Genomic DNA, 19,565 nt, shown 5'->3' on the forward strand with positions numbered 1-19,565 from the left:
AGGCTCGCTTTTGTTTAGTAGAGGGGACTTTTAATGGATAAATATGATTCGAACAAACATTATCACATCGGATATTATGAAGACGGATATGATTTAGAAGTGACGGCGTATAAGAGAATAAATGAGCCGGTTTGGGATGCTTATATTCCGCACTATGAGGTGGACGATTTTTATAAGAAAGTGGAGGAAATGAAGCTAGGTGAATATATAGATAATTACGGCATTATGGTGTATTCATTTAGTAATGATATGGATGATGAAGAAGCACGAACTATTTTTGAAAATGGTTAAAAAAGAACGAGATTGTTTAAAGATAAAACAAAAAGGAGATTGCTATCTTATAAAATAGCAATCTCCTTTTATTATAGTAAACTTATTTACTTGCTTTCATTGCTTTATCTTTTGCACCAAACGTGTATTTTAACATTGGTGGTGTAATCATTGTAGTTAAAATAACGACAATAACGATTGCTGTAAAGTAATCTTGTGCCAATAGCCCAGAAGAAAGACCTGTTCCTGCGATGATAAGTGCAACTTCACCACGAGAAACCATACCAGAACCGATAATTGCAGAAGACTTAGCATCAAATCCAGTCATGCGTGCACCAACACCACAACCAATTAGTTTCGTTAATACAGCGATTACTGTTAATGCTAAGATGAACCAAATTTGATTGCCAATACCGTCAAATGTAATATTCATACCGATACTAACGAAGAATACTGGAACGAACATAGCGTAAGCAATTGGTTCTACTTTCTTTTCTACTTCATGTTTGTAGTTTGTTTGAGAAATTGCAATACCAGCAGCGAAAGCACCGATAATACCAGCAATTCCTAATAGTTCGCCGAAATATGCGAATGAGAAACAGATGATAAGAGCTGCGCTCACGATAGACTCAGATACGCGCAGTGGTGATAACCAACGCATAATTGCTGGAACACCTTTCCATCCGATTAAAATAATAGAAGCGAAGAATACTACTTTCTTCAAGATAATCATTGTTAAGTTAACATCATCAGTGCCTAAGAAGCTCATTGCGAATGCTAATAAAATAACAACAAGAATGTCATCAAATACAGCGGCTCCAAGCATCGTCGTACTTTCACGTGTTTTCATTTTACCTAAATCACGAAGTGTTTGTACGGAAATACTAACACTTGTCGCACATAGAAGTAATCCTAAGAATACAGCGTTTCCTTGTTCCATTCCCATAACAAGGCCAGAAACGTAACCACCTACGAATGGAAGAATAATACCTCCGAGTGCAACTGCTAAAGAAGAATTACGATTGGCGTTTAATTCTTCTAAGTCTGTTTCAAGTCCAGCCATAAACATTAGAAGAATAACCCCGACATTACTTAATTGAGTTAGAAGCTCTGAATTTTCAATCCAACCTAATAAAGCTGGACCGATAACGATACCGACAATTAATTTACCTAGTACAGAAGGTTGACCTAATCTAACACTAAGATCACCAGCAAGCTTTGTACTTAATAAAATAAGTGCAATTTGAAAGAAAAATTCGAATTCCATCTGATCCTCTCCTCATCATTTTTAGTTTTATCATACGATTTCTCGGAATTTGCCTAATGAAAATATGTAAAACCCATTAAACAAAAGGGTCTGATTACAAGTTCTTTTGAACTCGTAATTTGAACCTGTAATTAATATATAATAGATTTTATAAAAAATCAATGAAAAAATGGGAGCTTTTTGAGGAAGAAGCTGTCTTATTGAGATATAGGTGTAAGAGTAGCGTGTGAATTTTATATGTATAAAATAGTATGAAGTCCTTTTTCATTACAAATAATAAAGCCTAAATGCTATTTCACGAATTATAAATGTGAAAAGGAGGTTTTATCATTTGAATTCATTAAAAAATAACTTGTCTATTGTTGCTTTAGGTGGAGTAAATGAAATAGGAAAAAATATGTATGCTATCCAATATGAAAATGATATTGTCGTCATTGATTGTGGGTCTAAATTTCCAGATGAAAGTTTATTAGGGATTGATTTAATAATTCCAGACGTCACATATTTGCAAGAAAATAAAGAAAAAATTCGCGGTTTAGTAGTAACGCACGGGCATGAGGACCATATTGGCGGAATACCATATTTTTTAAAACAACTAAATGTACCAATCTATGCAACAAAGTTAACGTTAGGTTTAATTGAAATTAAATTAAAGGAACACAATCTTCAAAATGATACGGAATTAATCGTTATTCATTCAGAATCAGAAATTGATTGTGGTTCTATTAAGGCAACCTTTTTTAAAACGAACCACAGTATCCCGGATTGTCTCGGTATTGTTTTTCATACACCAGAAGGTACTGTAGTACATACAGGTGATTTTAAATTTGATTTAACACCAGTAAATAATCAACATCCTGATATTCATAAAATGGCTAAAATAGGAAGTGAAGGTGTACTAGCTTTATTATCTGAAAGCACAAATGCAGAACGCCCAGGTTTTACTCCATCAGAAAGGTCAGTAGGAGAACGGATAGAGGAAATATTTATGAAAGCAAATAGAAAAGTAATTATTTCTACGTTTGCTTCTAATGTGAATCGTGTTCAGCAAATAGTTGAAGCATGTATAAAGACAAATCGAAAACTAGCTTTGCTAGGGAGAAGTATGGTAAATGTAGTAGAGGTTGCTCTAGAGAAAGGTTATTTACATATTCCAGAAGGTATGTTAATTGAAGCAAATGAGGTAAATCGTTTAGATCCAAAGCAGGTTGCAATACTTTGTACAGGAAGTCAAGGAGAACCAATGGCAGCTTTAGCGCGTTTAGCTAGTGGAAACTATAGACAAGTGGATATTTTACCAGAAGATACGGTTATTATAGCCGCGACCCCTATCCCAGGAAATGAACGTAACGTTTCTCGAATTATCGATAATTTATTTGCATTAGGAGCAAAGGTGATTTACGGATCAGGCAGTTCTACTGGAGTGCATGTATCCGGTCATGCATATCAAGAAGAGTTGAAGTTAATGCTTACATTAATGAAGCCAAAATATTTTATTCCAATTCATGGAGAGTTTAGAATGCTACATCACCATAGTTTGTTAGCAGAATCAATTGGTATTGAAAAGGAAAATATCTTTATCGTACGTAATGGAGATGTTGTAGATATAAGTAATGAAGTGGCAATTCAATCTAGAAGAATACAGGCAGGAAATATATATGTAGATGGATTAGGAATTGGAGATGTTGGAAATGCCTTATTACGTGATCGTAAACAACTTTCAGAAGATGGAATGCTCGTTATAGTTATTACTTTTAATAAAGTCGATGGAGAAATAATTTCAGGTCCTGATATTATTTCTCGTGGATTTGTCTATGTTCGTGATTCAGAAGAATTTTTAAGAGAATTAAATAAATTAGCTGTTATTACAATTAATAATTTAAAGAAAGAGAATGTGAATAGCTGGGGTATTTTGAAAAGGGAGGTAAGAGAAGCGTTAGGGAAGTATATATATACAAATACAAAACGAAAGCCGATGATTCTTCCTATAATAATAGAGGTTTAATAGTAAAAAAAGAATTCTCGTATGGGAATTCTTTTTTTGTTTTAAAGACAAAATGAACATATAATGAAGTAAATAGAAATGGAAGGAAATAAAAGATGTTATTAAACAAACGCTTTACAATTGGAGAAATGGCAAAAATGCATAATATAGCGGAATCAACTTTACGCTATTATGATGAGAAGGGAATTTTTCATCCGTCCACTGTGGACCCGCAAACAAATTATCGTTATTACACAATCGATCAATTTTCACTATTAGATACGATTAAGTTTTTACGCCAATTAAACATTCCATTAAAGGAAATTAAAAAATATATTGATGAAAGAAATCCAGCATACGCACTCAATTTACTGGAAAAACAACAAGAGATGATGCTGAAGAAACAAAGAGAAATTGAGTATGCTCTGGCGAAAATGGAGCATAGAATTCATTTAATTAAGGAAGCAACAAAAGCAAAAGCTGAACAAATGGTAATTAAAGAGATCCCGCCGCGAAAAATTACAGCAATTGCGGTTGCTCCAAATACGACGGATGATATGTTTGAGTACTACATCCATTCGTTGCAAAAAAATATGAGGCAAATGGATGATAGTTTATTTTCTGGAGATATTGGTGTAACTGTTGCGAAAAAAGGGTTAATGCAAAATGAGTTTCAAGCATATAGCAGTGTATTTATTCTTTTGGATTATATGCCGTATGAAGTGCATACTTCAGATGAAATTAAAGAAGGTTTATATGCTTGTTCTTATCATCATGGACCGTATGAAGAAACAGATGCAACGTACAAGGAGTTACTTACATACATTGATAAAGAAGGTTACGAAGTACATGGAGATTCGATTGAGATTGGATTGATTGATTGGTCTGTAACAGAAGATCCTGAGGAGCAAGTAACAGAAATTCAAATTCCTATAATGAAAAAACAAAGCAATAAGTTATAGGACTCGTATAATTACAAATGAGCATCAAACGCGATAATTAAGTCACCTATTTTTAATTCTCTATTGACCTTAAAGTTACTTGAAGGTTTAAACTAAGAAAAGAGAGTTGAAAAAAAGGAGCATGTTAGAGTATGGAAGCAACAGAAAAATTAAGAGAAAAACCAATTAAAAGTTTATTTATTTCTTATTTAATACCAGCCGTCCTCGGAATGGTATTAATGTCAGTGAATATTGTAATTGATGCGGTTATGATTAGTAGAGGAGTTGGGGCGAACGGTTTAGCAGGAGTGAACGTGGCTATTCCAGCCTTTTCGATTTTCTTCTCTATTTCATTATGGATTGGAATGGGCGGGGCAACGTTATATTCCATTGCATTAGGTGAAAATAAACGAGAGAGAGCAAGGTCTATTTTTACTCAATCAATGACGGTAGCAGTTGTTATCGTAGGGATTTTAGCAGCGATTTGCTTATGGAGAATAGAAGATTTAGCATACTTATTTGGTGCAAATGAAGTGATTTTACCATATGCGTTAGACTATTTACACGTATTATTAACATTTGGAATGATATACGTTTTAGAAAATATTTTAAGTACATTTATACGAAATGATGGAAATCCTAATTTAGCAATGGCTGGTCTTGTTGTAACGGCTGTATTAAATATAGTGTTTGACTATATCTTTATTTTTATCTTTGGATGGGGCGTAACAGGTGCTGCCTCAGCGACTATTCTTTCGGCAGCGATTGGTTTCCTTGTATTATTAACTCATTTCTTTAGAAAAAGTAGTATTTTAAAGTGGACGAAATTTCATTTTGAATGGGATACTGTCAAACAAATTATGGTGATTGGTTTCCCAAGTTTTACAGCAGAAAGTACGGTTGCAATCGTAACGATTGGTTTTAATATCGCATTTGTCCAATATGCAGGAGAAGTAGGAGTAGCTTCCTATGCGATGGTGAATAGTATTCATGCAATGACATTACTATTATTCTTTGGTGTTGGAGCAGCATTACAGCCAATTGCTAGTTTCCATTACGGGGCAAATTTATCAGAGAGACTTCGTGAAGGATTGAAGTTTGCTGTGAAAATTGCTGTTGTCCTCGGAGGCGTTGCGATAATTGTCGGATTATTCTTCGGGAAATATATCATTGGTTTATTTGATGTTCAATCTCCAGAATTATTGGAGTTAACCTTAACAGGTATTAGTTTATTCTTTATCCAATACGTATTTTTAGGTTATAACATTGTGTATGGAGAGTACTTCCAATCAGTGCGACAAACGAAGAAATCAGTACTTATTATAATGAGCCGAGGATTACTATTTATTATTCCATTGTTATGGATTATGCCGAAATTATTTGGTATAAATGGAATTTGGCTCGTTATGCCAGTTGCAGAAGTAATGACAGCGATTATCGTATTTACGATGAATCGTATGAAACATCCTGTTCCATTAAATATGGCAGGAGAGAAAGAAGCGATATGATAAAAAATCCCCTTAAGCAATTAAGGGGATTTTTTTATTCCTTTAAACTAATCGCAAAAGATCCATCCGTTTCTTGAACAGAAGCAAAGGCAACGTTTTTAATATTTGTAATTCCTTTTTCTTTTAATTCTTTATATAACCATTTTTCATCTTTATGTATTAACTTTAAGTTATCATATTGAATTTGTGAATCGACGATAAGTGCAATTGGTAATCCAGCATACTTAACTTCTATGTTTAAATCTTTTGGAGTTAATGGTACAAGTTCTCTTTTTGGTAAAATACTAATAGCGCCGTTCGCTTCTAAAATAGCGTATTCAATTTCATGAACACTTGGATATCCTGCAACGCGAAGATTAGAAAGCAGTTCTGCAATGGGGTATCTACTTTTTTGTAAGTTCTCAAAAATAATATCACCATGTTTAATTAAAATGATAGGGTGTCCGAGAATAAAACGATTTAGTTTGTTGAATAGGCTTAATTTTGTAAGGAGTAAATGTAAACATGTGATAACAACCATACCGAGAAATGCTTGTAAAGCACCAGAGACGGGTATGGCCTGGAAAGCTAAATAAGATAAAAAAATTATAGCCCCAAAATCATGAGGAGTTAGTTGCGCTAACGCGGATTTACCGAGTAACTTAAGCGATAGTAAAAATAAGATGAAAAAGAACGACACGTTACATAAAAAGAGAAGCAATAGAGACACTCCTTCGTGTAAAGTTGTACTTACTATTCCCGAAAGTAATATAAATATTACCTTTCAGAGGATAAATTAGGGTTTATTGGAATTTGTCTGTATACAAACAAATAAATGGATATTATCATGAAGGAAGTAAAAGAAAATAGGAGTATATGAATATGAGAAAGAAGAAAATAATGAAGGGCATTTTAGTTGTTATAATGATTTGCGCCGTGTATGCGGGGTTTTTACAATATCACATTTATAAGCATGGGCATATGAATGCAACCTACGATGCTGATTACATAATTGTACTAGGATCGAAAGTAAATGGGACGAAACCATCTTATTCATTGCAATATCGTATTGATAAAGCAGCTGAATATTTAAAATCACATGAGAAAACAATCGCTATCGTATCTGGAGGACAAGGAAAAGGTGAAGACATTTCAGAAGCATTAGCAATGAAACAAGGACTAATAAAACAAAATATCGTAGAAGACCGCATTATAATGGAGGACAAATCTACGAGTACAGATGAGAATATTACATTCTCAAAACCGTTAATTCCAGCCGATATGAAAAAAGGTATGATCGTAACAAACGATTTTCACATGTTTAGAGCGAAAAAAATAGCGGCCAAACAAGGTTTACAATTAGAAGGTCTTCCGGCAAAAACACCGAAACCAATCATCATTCCATCGAATGTACGAGAATATTTAGCAATTACACAGTATTGGTTTATGAATCGAATATAGTGAAAGTGATCCCGTCTGAAATTCTAGGCGGGATTTAGTTTGAGGAAAATCTTACAAATATGTCACGTTCGTGAAAGGTAAAGCGATAGTTTCTAGAATGATTTCCTGACATAATGAAGGTAACAAAAACTATTTAGAGGTGAATCGGATGAAAGGAAATAATATTTTATCTTCGTTATGTTACTTTAGTATCTTTTTTGCACCATTTTTACTACCAATTATCGTGTACTTTGTTGCAGAAGATGAAGTGAAGTATCACGCGAAAAAAGCATTTTGGTCACATGTTTTCCCATACGCAATCTTATTTGGAGGACTAGCAGTATCAGGCATGTACGGTTTAGGTTTCAATCAATCTGACGGTGCTGGAATTGGAATGGCTATCACATATGCAGTGTTCATTCTTGTAGGAATTTACTACTTCATTTGGAATATCGTAAAAGGTATTAAAGTTTTGAAAACGGCGTAATAAGATAAGTATAATTTCATTTACCGTATCGATAAATGTTTTAAAAAAGGGCAATTCAAAAAGAATTGCTCTTTTTGTGCTTATAAGTTGTGAAAATTGAAAAAGATATGTTAATTTTTCATTATGAAGAGAAAAAAGGAGTGATTTTCATGAATGAGATCATACATAAGATGGAGCAACATGTTTCAGTTCGTAAATATAAAGAAGAATTAATTCCGAAAGATGTAGTAGAAAAGATGGTGCATGCTGCGCAACATGCAGCTTCATCACATTTTGTACAGGCGTATTCTGTTATATATGTAACAGATCAGGAATTAAAGGCTAAACTAGCAGAGCTATCCGGAAATCGCCATGTGAAGGACTGTGCAGCATTTTTTGTTTGTTGTGCAGATTTAAAACGACTTGAAATTGCATGTGAAAAACATAGTACAGAGATAAAGCATGAGGGAGTAGAAGACTTTATCGTTGCGACGGTAGATGCTTCACTTTTTGCGCAAAACTTAGCACTAGCAGCAGAATCGTTAGGATACGGTATTTGTTATATTGGTGGTATTCGTAATAATCCGAGAGAAGTGAGTGAACTGCTTCATTTACCGGATAAAGTATATCCTGTATTCGGAATGACAGTCGGTGTACCAGATGAAGAACATGGAGTTAAACCACGTTTACCAGTAGCAGCAGTTCTTCATGAAAATGGATATGATGAACAAAAATATGATGAATTACTAAACGAATATGATGAAACGATGAACGCGTATTATAAAGAAAGATCATCAAACAAGAAAAACGTAACATGGACGGAATCAATGAGTTCGTTTATGTCTAAAGAAAAAAGAATGCATATGAAAGAGTTTTTAAGTGAAAAAGGATTAAATAAGAAGTGAAGTGAGTAAAGAGGCAAACCTGTGATGCAGGTTTGCCTTTTTGAGAAGGAGAAATACCTAAGGCTAGAAAGTTGTTTATTCTTTCTGAACTTAGGTATTTTGTTTGTTATCATGTACATAGAAATAAAAATTAATGATTTTTTACAAAAGTGATAGAAAATGAGAATGAAATGCCAATAGTAAGTAAAAGCGGCATAATAGCCGCTTTTTATCGTTTTATTTAGTAATTAATTTGAAATATTTTCCTTATGAAAGAAAGATTATTGCTAATTGTAAACTGTCAATAAAGTTATTTAAGTTTTGATATGGAATACCCCGCCGGAAAATACAGCAATAATTTCGTTTGAACATATCTGTTATTGCACGATCTAAAGCATCTTCTATAACAAGTTCCAACTTTCAATAAGAAGATAACCCCCTGTACAACTTAAAAGAATGTACGTAAATATTTTAAAAATCCGTTGATTAAGCCATTTAAAAATAATTTGACCTATAAACAAACCTAAAAATACAATTGGAATGGCATAAAAACTTGATTCCCAAATGGTTTTGTTTGTGCCAGTAAAGAGTATTTGAGTTACTAGACTAATGAAATATATAAACAGATAAAAAGCTAATGTAGTTGCTCTTAACTTCTCTTTTTCAGTATTAGTTCCTGTAAAATAAAGTAACAGGGGTGGACCTGGCATACCGATACTTGTCGTTAAAAGACCAGATAATCCGCCAACTATGAAATCTCTAGATTGTGTTGATCTAACCTTAACGTTGCATATTAGCAACAATGTTAATAGTAAGAGTAGGATGCTAACTGCTAATTTAAAAGTGTTTATGTTAACGGAAATAAAAATCAAAATGCCAAAAGGAACACCAACTATACTTCCAAAAATAAACCTTTTCAGTAGAACAAAATCAACGTCCATTCTTATTTTCCAAATGAGTGAAATGGAGATAATTAAAGATAAAATAATGTTTATTTGTATAGCTTCTTGTGGTAGAAATAACATAAGTAAGAAAGGGGTTGCCATTATGGAAAAGCCAAAACCTGTACTTGCTTGCAGAATAGAAGCCACTAATATAATACATATGAAAAAGAATGTGATACCCAAAACAGCCCTCCTATTTAATCAAGTTTAACTAGTTAAAGTCTATTATTTAAGTGCAATGTTTCACAAACTTATTTGTATTTTAACATAAATATCTAGTTTTTTCTCAAATAGTGTTGCCATATAAGGCTCTTTAACTAAAAAATCTGACTTGTATTTTTAAACAATTTTATTATAGGGAAACAAATAATGAATGGGATCAAAATGTATTGATTATCATTAAATTATTCACTGAGATCCCCGCGATAAAACAAGAACAGCCATATAAAACTTACAAAAATACAGCATGTAGCTAATAAACAGCCAATCATTTGAGGAGAAAGAATTTCTAACAGCCCTCCTGTAAAAAACATCGATAACTGAATAAGAGATCCGTAAATGGAATAATGGAATGAAAAAACTTTACCTATCATATTTTCGTGTGTGTAAGTTTGAAGTAATGTCGTATCAAGTGGAACGATGATTCCTCCTGCTATGCGCATACAGAATAAAGTAATGATACCGATAATAAGTTGATCGGATAGAATGAATCCGAGAAAGAAAATTCCTTGTAATAAGTAGGCCCAACCGAATACTTTTTTCATTTTTTCTTTATTATGGGATATATAAAGATTAACGAGAAGGCTTCCTATCATAAGCCCAGCCCCTTGAACCGTATATAAAATCCCAATGTTCGTATGGAAAATTTTTTCGGCATAGATCGTTAGAAGTAGTTGATAAGCACCTCCAATAATCCCCCATGAAATGCCGACAAGAATTAATGTTAAAATGATTTTTGTTTGTAATATGTATGTATAACCACCTTTTATATCAGTGAAAAATGCTTTCTTCTTGTTACAAGTATCATGAGCAGGAATACTCATGTTATAAATAAAATAGGCTGAAATAAAGTATGATAGGCTATTTACTAAAAAAGCGAACTCAATATGTAAAGATTGTGCAATTACTCCGCCCAAAGAAGCCCCCATAATAGACATAAAACCATTAATTGTACTAGAAAGAGAGTTAGCAGTTACGAAATGATTTTGGTGTACGATATTTTTTAGGGTTGCTTGTTTAGCCGGTTCAAATAAACAAGAAAGTACAGATAAACATATATTAGCAATGAAAATAATCTCAATTTTATAGCCTGCGAGTAAGTATGTAAGGACTAGAATTCCCCGTGTAATATCGGTAAAAATCATAATATTCTTTTTAGAGAAACGATCTACAATTCCGCCTATGAATGGACTAAGAAGAAGCTGTGGTAAACTTTTACTTATAAAAGTAAGTGCGATCATAAACGGCGATTCTGTTATGCTGTAGACAAATGTTAATAAAGCTACCGTATGGAACCAATCCCCAAGTACACTTAATGTTTGCCCATAAAATAGTTTATTGAAGTTTTTATTTGTTTTAAGAAGTGTGGAATAAGAAACTGACATAAATAGATTAATCCTTATGTAATGACGATGTTTGAATTTGTTCTTTCCACTCACTTAAATACACTTTTTCCGCTGTGGGAAGTCCAACAGGTAATTGTGCAATCAATTCTAAACTATTTCCATCAGGGTCGTTAAAGTATACGGCTGCATGTGCTAATTCCGGAAAAACAATCGGTTCAATTGGTTCCATTCCAAAGTCTTTTCGTGCTGAAATTCCTTTTTGATTTAGCCAATGAATCGCATTTTCTAAATCATGTAAACTTACTTGAAAGGCGATATGTCGTAAAGAGGGGTGATAATTCACTTTGTATTCTGTGCCTTCCCAAAGGCCGAGCCAACTCTCATTTTCTTTAATCCAAAAGAAAGCAATATTATCTCCTCTTTTATATAATTTTAGCCCTAGTGATTCATAAAAAGGTATTGATACTTTTAAGTTGCGGACAGGTAAATGTGCTTCGTAAAGACCTCTAATCATTGTAATCCCCCTTAGTAAAAATGTTTCTTATTCCATAGTAAACAATATGTTGCTAGTTGAAATCGCAAATAAGAGGGATATAAATTCATACGAAAGTATGAAAAAAAACAGCTCATATTTGAGCTGTTTTTCTATAGTTTTTAGTTCATTTTTCAAGGATAGGATATATTAATATCCGTATCCGCCGCCACCCCAACAGCTACATCCGATGATGATTAGAAGGATGAATAGTACGATAAGCAAAGCAAATCCACCGCCGAAACCAGCGCAACTTCCACCATAACTCATATGTTTTCCTCCTTTTTAGTAAGTTAATCTATATGGTTCATGGACTACTATATACAGTATGTTTTTTGTATAGAAAACGAGCCAGTCTCATTTATAATTAGACAAATGCCTGTAGATTCATTAGGATTGCATGTTAGTGATTTGTAAATAAACCTTTACGTAATTCATAATTTAGGCATAAAAAATAAAAAATTGTAAAAAAAACCATTTTCTTATTTTTTTATGAGAGAATATGTACTATAATTTTACAAGTAATATTATGGGAAAAGGGAGTTTTAGTATAGAGATGGAGATGGGACAATTAAAAAATAAAATAGAAAACAAAAAGAAAGAGTTAATTCAACTTGTTGCGAGACACGGATTGGATCATGATAAAGTTTTGTTATTTAGTCGTGATTTAGATATACTTATTAATAAGTTTATGAACATAAGAGACAAAGTGCATAAATAAAAAATTTATAGTTTTTTATATTAAGATGTTTCACGGAAAGGAGAGGACAGTAATTGGAACATTTACAGGAAGAATTGTATAAACAAATAAAAGAAGAAAAAGGTACAGTTACAATTTTCTTAAAGAGTGGCGTTAGAATAGTAGGAGAAGTTGTTGGAGTGGATAAATTTACAGTTTTAATCTTAGTGGATGGAAAACAACAGCTTATTTATAAGCAGGCTATATCAACAATAATGAAATAAGACACTCTTGTTGAGTGTCTTATTTCATTATTGCTTGCATGCCTCAACATCAATGCCGGCAGCAATTAACTTCTTTTCTCCATCTTGTTCAATAATTTTTTGTAATTTAGATAGGAAAGAATCAAAGTTTGTATGCTTTGCTACTTGGAATGTCATTTTATGTTCAATTGGTAGCCACGTATCAATATCAGCTTCGTTATGTTGGATTTTCACCTCAAGTTTATCGAGTGCATTAGCAACTTTTGCTTCGTACGTTTCTTTCGCTTCAAACTCCATCCATAAGTCATATAATTCCTCACCGAGAGAACCTGTTAATGTTTGTTTAATATTTAAAATAGCTTCTAGTTCAGTTTTTTGTTTTTGTAGCTGTAATTCGTGACTATTCATTGTATCAAATGCAGGGATATCACCAGCTTCGGCTTCGACTAGGTCGTGAATAATAACCATTTTAAGTAATTTCTCAATATTTACTTTTTGATCCAAATAAGGTTCAACTAAAATGGCCATTAGAGACATACGCCATGTATGTTCGGCAACACTTTCTTGACGTCCGTTGGAAAGCCAGCTATGTCGCATTTCATATTTTAGTTTTTCTGCTAATGCAATGACTTGTAAAATGTTGTGTTCCATCGTGATCCTCCTCATTTATTCATACCATAATTCTAATATAGAAATGAAATGTGTCAATTTTATGAGTATATTGCGATAAACAGATGATAAGCGTATAATACATGTTATATGTGAAAACGTATTATTAAAATAAAAAAATGTTATATAAAAATGGAAAGGAAAGGGCAGAAATATGGGAGAGAAAAATCAAGTATTAGCTAGACCACAAAGAAGAAAAAGGAAGTTTGATATTTCTAGCCCAGTGGGCATTATAGTAGGTTTCATTATAGTGATAGCGGCAATTATGCTTGGCGGCGGTGGAATAAAAGCTTTCAAAAACTTTTTAGATGTTTCATCTATTTTAATTGTCATAGGGGGAACAACAGCGACAATTGTTGTGGCATATCGATTTGGAGAAATAAAAAAATATACGAAAAGCATTTTTACTGTTTTACATAGAAGAGAAGAAGATTTAGAACAGTTAACGGATTTGTTTGTCGATTTTTCGAAAAAGTCTAAAAAGCACGGCTTGCTTTCTTTAGAGGTAGATGGAGAGCAAGTAGACAATCCTTTTATTCAAAAAGGAATTCGATTAATGTTAAGCGGTTACGATGAAGATGAATTAAAAGAAGTGTTATTGAAAGATATTGACACGGAAGTGTATGAGTTAAGAAAAGGAGCAGCATTATTAGATAAAATTGGTGATTTTGCTCCAGCTTGGGGAATGATTGGTACGTTAATCGGTCTTATCATTATGCTCCAAAACTTACAAGATACATCGCAAATTGGTACAGGCATGGCAGTTGCGATGTTAACGACATTATATGGGTCTGTACTTGCGAATATGATTGCAATCCCTCTTGCGGAAAAAGTATATCGTGGTATTGAAGATTTATATACAGAGAAGAAGTTTGTAATAGAAGCAATTTCAGAATTGTATCGTGGACAAATCCCTTCTAAATTAAAGTTGAAACTGGATACATACGTATACGAAACAAAGGTAAAAAAGGTAAAAGGAGCAGCCTAATATTTCAAGGAGTGGTATGATGAGTAAAGGACCGCAAAAGGGATCGCCTCGTTGGATGACGACTTTTACAGATTTAACGATGTTATTATTAACTTTCTTTGTATTACTAGTTGCTACATCAAAGCAAGATGCAGTAAAATTGTCAAAGATGCTTGAAAAGTTTAGTGATACGGGGCAAGTAGATGCAAAAGTAATGGAAAATACAATACCGGATATTTCACATGAAAAAAATGATGAAAAAATGATTTCAAAAAAGAGAATGGATGAATTATATAAAAAGTTAAAAGCATATGTAGATAATAATGGTATTAGTCAAGTGAATGTATATCGAGAGGATACAGGGGTAAGCGTCGTTATAGTAGATAATTTAATATTTGATACAGGCGATGCGAACGTTAAGCCCGAAGCGAAAGGGATAATAAGTCAATTAGTTGGATTTTTTCAATCCGTACCTAACCCAATTGTTGTAGAGGGACATACAGATAGTAGACCTATTCATAACGAGAAATTCCCTTCTAATTGGGAGTTATCTTCAGCACGAGCGGCAAATATGATTCACCATTTAATTGAAGTGTATAATGTGGACGATAAAAGGCTAGCTGCGGTAGGATATGCAGACACAAAGCCAATTGTACCAAATGATTCACCGCAAAACTGGGAAAAAAACCGTCGCGTTGTTATTTATATAAAAGAGTAGTATATTATTATTTTAATAATAAAATAATAAAAACACGAAAATTCTTTTAAAAAAATATTAAATTTTATCATTTTATTTTGTATAATGAGTGAGAATGATAAGGTGAAATATTAAGATATATTTATACATAGAAGGAGAGAATTAAAAAGAATGGCACATAAAATTTTAGTAGTAGACGATGCGATGTTTATGCGAACGATGATTAAAAACTTATTAAAAAGTAATGCTGAATTTGAAGTTATTGGCGAAGCAGAGAATGGGGTAGAAGCAATTCAAAAGTATAAAGAACTTCAACCTGATATTGTAACATTAGATATTACTATGCCAGAAATGGACGGGCTTGAAGCATTAAAAGAAATTATTAAAATTGATTCAAGTGCAAAGGTTGTTATTTGTTCTGCAATGGGACAACAAGGTATGGTATTAGATGCAATTAAGGGCGGGGCAAAAGACTTTATTGTAAAGCCATTCCAAGCGGATCGTGTAATTGAAGCTTTAACAAAAGTAGCAAATAGTTAATATAGAAGGGGTGCCACAAGGAATCAAAACAGTGATAGCGGATCGACGTGTGGCCCCCTTTTTTCTCATTGTAAAACACTAAATTGTTATACATAAATGAAATGTTTGTTAGACAGGTAGGGGATAAAAATGCAAACAGATCTATTAAATATATTTTTCGAAGAGTCAGAAGAACATTTACAGTCGCTAAATGAAAATGTGCTAGTGTTAGAACAAAATCCTGCTGATATGGATGTTGTAGGAGAAATATTCCGATCCGCCCATACATTCAAAGGTATGTCTGCGAGCATGGAATTTACGGAAATGGCTGATTTAACGCATAAGATGGAAAATGTGTTAGATGAAATTCGTCATGGAAATATAGTTGTAAATGCGGATATTATTGATGTGATTTTTGAGTGCATTGATAATTTGGAGAAGATGGTTGCAGATGTGCAACAAGGTGGAATGGGCAATATTGATGTAGCCTCAACTAAACAGAAATTAGAAGCATTATTGAACGGCAATGTAGAAACTCCTACGGAACATATAGAGCAAAATCATATAGACACCGATGATGCAGTTTCGCATGAAGTGCATATAACAGTTGAACAGCAAGCAATTTTAAAAGCAGTACGTGCCATTATGTGTATTGAAGCATTGCAAAATGTAGGGAATATACAAAAAACAGCTCCGAGTATTGAAGAAATTGAAGCAGATGCTTTCGGATTTGAATTTACAGTATTTATGGATACGGATTGTAGTATAGAAGAGTTGAAACAAGTAGTACTTCATGTTTCTGAAATTGAGAAAGTGGAAGTAAAGCAAGGAGAACCGATATCGAAGGAAGTAGTTTCTAAAAAGGTCGTTACACAAGAAGTTGTGCAAGTAGAAGAAAAGCTACAACCTGCTGTGGTTACGCAAGTAAACTCACCGATAGAGGCAACGAATCAACCTTCAAGTACTATGCCAGCTAAAAGTACTACAAAAACGAAAAATGCTAAAGTGGAGAATCGTTCAATTCGTGTTCAATTAGAGAAAATCGAAAGATTAATGAATATGTTTGAAGAAAGTGTAATTGAACGTGGGCGCATTGATGAATTGGCTCAAACGATTCAAAACAAGGAGCTAATTGAACATTTAAATCGATTAGGCGATATTTCAAAAGATATTCAAAATGTACTATTAAATATGCGTATGGTGCCGATTGAAACTGTGTTCAATCGTTTCCCGCGTATGGTACGTATGTTAGCGAAAGATTTAGGGAAAAAAATCGATTTACAAATTACAGGTGAAGATACTGAAGTAGATAAAATTGTTATTGATGAAATCGGCGATCCGCTCGTTCATTTAATTCGAAATGCAATCGATCACGGTGTTGAAACTGTTGAAAAACGACGTGATGCAGGTAAAAATGAGACAGGTACGATTAAATTAGAAGCCTTTCATAGTGGAAATCATGTCGTTATTCAAATTACGGATGATGGAAACGGTATTAATAAAGGAAAAGTATTAGAAAAAGCGATTAAAAATGGCGTTGTAACTGAAGCGGATGCGAATAGATTAACAGATCGTGAAGTGTTTGATCTTATTTTCCAACCGGGATTTAGTACAGCTGAAGTTGTATCAGATCTTTCTGGACGCGGTGTCGGATTAGATGTTGTAAAACATACGATTCATAGTTTAGGTGGACATTTAATTATTGATTCTGAGGAAGGAAAGGGGAGTACATTTAGAATTGAACTTCCATTAACGTTATCTATTATTCAATCTATGCTTGTTCAAACGAATGATAAGCGTTATGCTTTACCTCTTGGAAATATCGTTGAAGCAATTCGAATTAAGAGAGAAGACATCCAATCCTTACAAGGAAAAGATGTATTAAATTATCGTAATCAAATTATTGAAGTGAAACATTTAAGTACTGTATTTGGTGAAAAAACAGTAGATGAGGCGTTTGCGTCATATGATGGTCAAATGGTTCCTGTGTTAATTGTTCGTAACACACATCGCAGCTATGGACTTATTGTAAACACAATTATCGGTCAAAGAGAAATAGTCTTAAAGTCATTAGGTGACTTCTTTGCAGAGAGTTCTAACTATTTCTCTGGTGCGACGATTCTCGGTGATGGACGAGTGGTCCTCATTTTAAACCCAGAAGGTTTATAATAGGAATGAAGGAAAGCTCCCCACTTGTATACAATTGGGGAGCTTTTTGGCTAATCGTTACGAATCTAATAATGGGATACATACATAGTAACGTTTTATACTAATGAGTTTGCTAAAATAAAATAAGAGTTTATATTATTTGATAGAAAAACAGAAATGAGGAGGCAGGGAAAATGCCTGAGCAACACACAAAAGGGGATACGAGCACGATTGTGCTAGAAAAAGAAAATGAGCATTTAACGCCCCAAGAATGCGATATTCTTGGCGAAATTGCAAATATATCATTTGGTTCAGCTTCGACTGTATTATCAACAATTTTAAATAGGCAAGTAAGCATTACTGCTCCTCGTATAGAGTTGGTAGATTTATATGATTCAAGAGATGTCGAAGTTCCACATGTTGTATTAAACATTCATTTTACAAAAGGATTAGATATGGAAAACCTTCTTGTCCTTAAGCAAGATGTTGCATTGTCCATTGCTGATTTAATGATGATGGGAACAGGTGAAGTGGAGGACGGAAAAGAACTTGGTGAATTAGAGCTAAGTGCTGTACAAGAAGCGATGAATCAAATGATGGGATTCGCAGCTACATCTATGTCGGAATTCTTCCAAGATACAGTAGATATGTCTCCGCCGACGATTAAAGTTGTAAAGTTATCAGAAGAAATGGAGAAAATCTCTGAAATCGATGGGAATCATACGATTGTTAAAGTATCGTTTGATTTAAAGATAGATAATCTTGTAAACTCTAAACTTGTACAAATTGTTTCAGTTGAGCATGCGAAACAAATGGTAAATAAATTAATGCAATTATCTGGTGGAGTAGAAGAAACAGACGAACCAGCAGAAGTAGTGGAAACTGAGATTGTAGAAGAAGTTGAAAAAGAGCATTTAACACAAGAAGAGAAAGATGTTCTTGGTGAAATTGCAAATATTTCAATTGGTTCCGCTTCAACAGTATTATCAACGCTTTTAAATCAGCCAGTTACAATTAGTACACCAAATGTGGAAGCAATCAATGTTCGTCATTATGATGGAGTACCAGTACCATTTGTTATTTTAAATGTCGACTTTGTTGAAGGGCTAAAGAATGAGAATGTATTCGTATTTACGAAAGATGTCGCCTTAACAATGGTAGATTTAATGATGATGGGAACAGGGGAAGTTGACCCAGAAAAAGAGCTTACTGAATTAGAACTGAGCGGTATTAAAGAAATTATGAACCAAATGATGGGTCATGCTGCTACGGCGATGTCAGAAATGTTTCAAGAAAAAATGGACATGACGCCGCCAAATGTTAAATTTGTAACGTTAAAAGAAGAAATGGAATATTTGGGAGAGTCAATGGAAGTGGACGAACTCGTTCAAATTACGTTCAATCTTGAAATTGGCGATTTGCTTCAATCGAAGATGTATCAAATTTTGCCAATTTCCGAAGCGAAAGAAATGGTAAGGCGACTTCTGTATCCGATGGTGGAAGAAGAAGAGATTGCCACAGAAGAAATTGAAGAAGAAAAAATTGTAGAACCAGTTGTGCAACCTATTGAATTTAAAGAAGTAAAACAAATGGAACCAGTATATATGGACACGTCCATTCTACAAAATGTAGAAATGAACGTGAAATTTGTATTTGGAAGTACAGTGAAAACGATTCAAGATATATTAAGTTTACAAGAAAATGAAGCAGTTGTACTAGATGAGGATATTGATGAACCGATTCGTATTTATGTAAATGATGTATTAGTGGCGTATGGTGAACTTGTAAATGTAGATGGATTTTTCGGAGTAAAAGTGACGAAATCACTATAAGGCATTGAAAT

20 protein-coding genes and 1 pseudogene are annotated in these 19,565 nt (G+C 33.5%); 14 read left to right on the forward strand and 7 right to left on the reverse strand.

The features are described 5' to 3' along the window. Positions 1-33 precede the first annotated feature (33 nt). A pseudogene (locus tag NST86_RS08260) lies at positions 34-311 on the forward strand (DUF3986 family protein). Between the two features lie 62 nt (positions 312-373). Here NST86_RS08260 and NST86_RS08265 read toward each other — a convergent pair. Then, positions 374-1,537, reverse strand: coding sequence for a cation:proton antiporter (locus NST86_RS08265; protein ID WP_000393878.1), 1,164 nt, complete (start codon positions 1,535-1,537; stop codon positions 374-376). Positions 1,538-1,868: 331 nt separating this feature from the next. Between NST86_RS08265 and NST86_RS08270 the strand changes: the two genes are divergently transcribed. The 3 genes from NST86_RS08270 to NST86_RS08280 all read left to right on the forward strand — a co-directional run bounded on the left by NST86_RS08270 (position 1,869) and on the right by NST86_RS08280 (position 5,970). Then, on the forward strand, positions 1,869-3,542 hold the full coding sequence (locus NST86_RS08270) for a ribonuclease J (RefSeq protein ID WP_016117512.1): 1,674 nt from the start codon (positions 1,869-1,871) through the stop codon (positions 3,540-3,542). A gap of 95 nt (positions 3,543-3,637) precedes the next feature. After that, a complete protein-coding gene (locus NST86_RS08275) occupies positions 3,638-4,483 on the forward strand; it encodes a MerR family transcriptional regulator (RefSeq protein ID WP_000925945.1) in 846 nt (281 codons plus the stop codon). A 131-nt stretch (positions 4,484-4,614) separates the two neighbouring features. After that, positions 4,615-5,970, forward strand: coding sequence for an MATE family efflux transporter (locus tag NST86_RS08280; protein ID WP_000388390.1), 1,356 nt, complete (start codon positions 4,615-4,617; stop codon positions 5,968-5,970). 34 nt (positions 5,971-6,004) lie between these two features. Here the strand turns inward: NST86_RS08280 and NST86_RS08285 are convergent, their stop codons facing one another. Then, positions 6,005-6,670: a DUF421 domain-containing protein gene (locus NST86_RS08285; protein ID WP_000923924.1), complete on the reverse strand. Its 666-nt coding sequence runs from the start codon at positions 6,668-6,670 to the stop codon at positions 6,005-6,007. A gap of 161 nt (positions 6,671-6,831) precedes the next feature. On the opposite strand from NST86_RS08285, the gene NST86_RS08290 reads away from it, so the two are divergent. The 3 genes from NST86_RS08290 to nfsA all read left to right on the forward strand — a co-directional run bounded on the left by NST86_RS08290 (position 6,832) and on the right by nfsA (position 8,760). Continuing rightward, positions 6,832-7,410: a YdcF family protein gene (locus tag NST86_RS08290; protein ID WP_001227678.1), complete on the forward strand. Its 579-nt coding sequence runs from the start codon at positions 6,832-6,834 to the stop codon at positions 7,408-7,410. A 148-nt stretch (positions 7,411-7,558) separates the two neighbouring features. Continuing rightward, a complete protein-coding gene (locus NST86_RS08295) occupies positions 7,559-7,876 on the forward strand; it encodes a DUF4870 domain-containing protein (protein WP_000678055.1) in 318 nt (105 codons plus the stop codon). Between the two features lie 149 nt (positions 7,877-8,025). Beyond that, a complete protein-coding gene (gene nfsA, locus NST86_RS08300) occupies positions 8,026-8,760 on the forward strand; it encodes an oxygen-insensitive NADPH nitroreductase (protein WP_016117513.1) in 735 nt (244 codons plus the stop codon). A 380-nt stretch (positions 8,761-9,140) separates the two neighbouring features. Here nfsA and NST86_RS08305 read toward each other — a convergent pair whose 3' ends face one another. The 4 genes from NST86_RS08305 to NST86_RS08320 form a co-directional block, all read right to left on the reverse strand. Further along, positions 9,141-9,866 (reverse strand): sulfite exporter TauE/SafE family protein, encoded by a 726-nt coding sequence (locus NST86_RS08305; RefSeq protein WP_016117515.1) that lies wholly within the window; start codon positions 9,864-9,866, stop codon positions 9,141-9,143. Positions 9,867-10,087: 221 nt separating this feature from the next. Next, entirely contained in the window at positions 10,088-11,287 is a 1,200-nt protein-coding gene (locus NST86_RS08310; protein ID WP_000117062.1) for an MFS transporter, read from the reverse strand. A gap of 7 nt (positions 11,288-11,294) precedes the next feature. Continuing rightward, positions 11,295-11,762, reverse strand: a complete 468-nt coding sequence (locus NST86_RS08315) for a VOC family protein (protein WP_000617953.1) — start codon at positions 11,760-11,762, stop codon at positions 11,295-11,297. A gap of 168 nt (positions 11,763-11,930) precedes the next feature. Continuing rightward, on the reverse strand, positions 11,931-12,050 hold the full coding sequence (locus NST86_RS08320; RefSeq protein ID WP_000120179.1) for a YjcZ family sporulation protein: 120 nt from the start codon (positions 12,048-12,050) through the stop codon (positions 11,931-11,933). 232 nt (positions 12,051-12,282) lie between these two features. Here NST86_RS08320 and NST86_RS08325 point away from each other — a divergent pair, with 232 nt between their 5' ends. Together NST86_RS08325 and hfq are read left to right on the forward strand one after the other, a co-directional pair. Next, positions 12,283-12,501: an aspartyl-phosphate phosphatase Spo0E family protein gene (locus NST86_RS08325; protein WP_227593137.1), complete on the forward strand. Its 219-nt coding sequence runs from the start codon at positions 12,283-12,285 to the stop codon at positions 12,499-12,501. A 53-nt stretch (positions 12,502-12,554) separates the two neighbouring features. Then, the gene (gene hfq / locus NST86_RS08330; RefSeq protein ID WP_000400665.1) at positions 12,555-12,743 is read left to right on the forward strand and encodes an RNA chaperone Hfq; all 189 of its coding nucleotides are present in this window, start codon (positions 12,555-12,557) and stop codon (positions 12,741-12,743) included. Positions 12,744-12,770: 27 nt separating this feature from the next. Here the strand turns inward: hfq and NST86_RS08335 are convergent, their stop codons facing one another. Next, entirely contained in the window at positions 12,771-13,373 is a 603-nt protein-coding gene (locus tag NST86_RS08335) for an HD domain-containing protein (RefSeq protein WP_016117516.1), read from the reverse strand. Between the two features lie 172 nt (positions 13,374-13,545). On the opposite strand from NST86_RS08335, the gene NST86_RS08340 reads away from it, so the two are divergent. From NST86_RS08340 to NST86_RS08360, 5 genes are all read left to right on the forward strand, one after another. Beyond that, positions 13,546-14,379 (forward strand): flagellar motor protein MotP, encoded by an 834-nt coding sequence (locus tag NST86_RS08340; RefSeq protein ID WP_000504190.1) that lies wholly within the window; start codon positions 13,546-13,548, stop codon positions 14,377-14,379. Positions 14,380-14,398: 19 nt separating this feature from the next. Continuing rightward, positions 14,399-15,076 (forward strand): OmpA family protein, encoded by a 678-nt coding sequence (locus NST86_RS08345; protein ID WP_000033627.1) that lies wholly within the window; start codon positions 14,399-14,401, stop codon positions 15,074-15,076. A 150-nt stretch (positions 15,077-15,226) separates the two neighbouring features. Then, positions 15,227-15,595 (forward strand): response regulator, encoded by a 369-nt coding sequence (locus tag NST86_RS08350; RefSeq protein WP_000940568.1) that lies wholly within the window; start codon positions 15,227-15,229, stop codon positions 15,593-15,595. A gap of 129 nt (positions 15,596-15,724) precedes the next feature. Beyond that, a complete protein-coding gene (locus tag NST86_RS08355; protein ID WP_001192614.1) occupies positions 15,725-17,743 on the forward strand; it encodes a chemotaxis protein CheA in 2,019 nt (672 codons plus the stop codon). Positions 17,744-17,916: 173 nt separating this feature from the next. Continuing rightward, positions 17,917-19,554, forward strand: a complete 1,638-nt coding sequence (locus NST86_RS08360) for a flagellar motor switch protein (protein WP_001115014.1) — start codon at positions 17,917-17,919, stop codon at positions 19,552-19,554. Positions 19,555-19,565: the final 11 nt, after the last annotated feature.

Source organism: Bacillus sp. FSL L8-0199, from assembly GCF_038005705.1.
Lineage (GTDB): Bacteria > Bacillota > Bacilli > Bacillales > Bacillaceae_G > Bacillus_A > Bacillus_A cereus.

Bases quoted from the DNA above. Each gene is read 5' to 3' on its own strand.
- NST86_RS08295 (WP_000678055.1), top strand. From the start codon at position 7,559: ATGAAAGGAAATAATATTTTATCTTCGTTATGTTACTTTAGTATCTTT.
- NST86_RS08275 (WP_000925945.1), top strand. From the start codon at position 3,638: ATGTTATTAAACAAACGCTTTACAATTGGAGAAATGGCAAAAATGCAT.
- NST86_RS08325 (WP_227593137.1), top strand. From the start codon at position 12,283: ATGTACTATAATTTTACAAGTAATATTATGGGAAAAGGGAGTTTTAGT.
- NST86_RS08315 (WP_000617953.1), bottom strand. From the start codon at position 11,762: ATGATTAGAGGTCTTTACGAAGCACATTTACCTGTCCGCAACTTAAAA.
- NST86_RS08310 (WP_000117062.1), bottom strand. From the start codon at position 11,287: ATGTCAGTTTCTTATTCCACACTTCTTAAAACAAATAAAAACTTCAAT.
- NST86_RS08350 (WP_000940568.1), top strand. From the start codon at position 15,227: ATGGCACATAAAATTTTAGTAGTAGACGATGCGATGTTTATGCGAACG.
- nfsA (WP_016117513.1), top strand. From the start codon at position 8,026: ATGAATGAGATCATACATAAGATGGAGCAACATGTTTCAGTTCGTAAA.
- NST86_RS08340 (WP_000504190.1), top strand. From the start codon at position 13,546: ATGGGAGAGAAAAATCAAGTATTAGCTAGACCACAAAGAAGAAAAAGG.
- NST86_RS08360 (WP_001115014.1), top strand. From the start codon at position 17,917: ATGCCTGAGCAACACACAAAAGGGGATACGAGCACGATTGTGCTAGAA.
- NST86_RS08355 (WP_001192614.1), top strand. From the start codon at position 15,725: ATGCAAACAGATCTATTAAATATATTTTTCGAAGAGTCAGAAGAACAT.
- NST86_RS08345 (WP_000033627.1), top strand. From the start codon at position 14,399: ATGAGTAAAGGACCGCAAAAGGGATCGCCTCGTTGGATGACGACTTTT.
- NST86_RS08290 (WP_001227678.1), top strand. From the start codon at position 6,832: ATGAGAAAGAAGAAAATAATGAAGGGCATTTTAGTTGTTATAATGATT.
- NST86_RS08265 (WP_000393878.1), bottom strand. From the start codon at position 1,537: ATGGAATTCGAATTTTTCTTTCAAATTGCACTTATTTTATTAAGTACA.
- NST86_RS08335 (WP_016117516.1), bottom strand. From the start codon at position 13,373: ATGGAACACAACATTTTACAAGTCATTGCATTAGCAGAAAAACTAAAA.
- NST86_RS08280 (WP_000388390.1), top strand. From the start codon at position 4,615: ATGGAAGCAACAGAAAAATTAAGAGAAAAACCAATTAAAAGTTTATTT.
- NST86_RS08320 (WP_000120179.1), bottom strand. From the start codon at position 12,050: ATGAGTTATGGTGGAAGTTGCGCTGGTTTCGGCGGTGGATTTGCTTTG.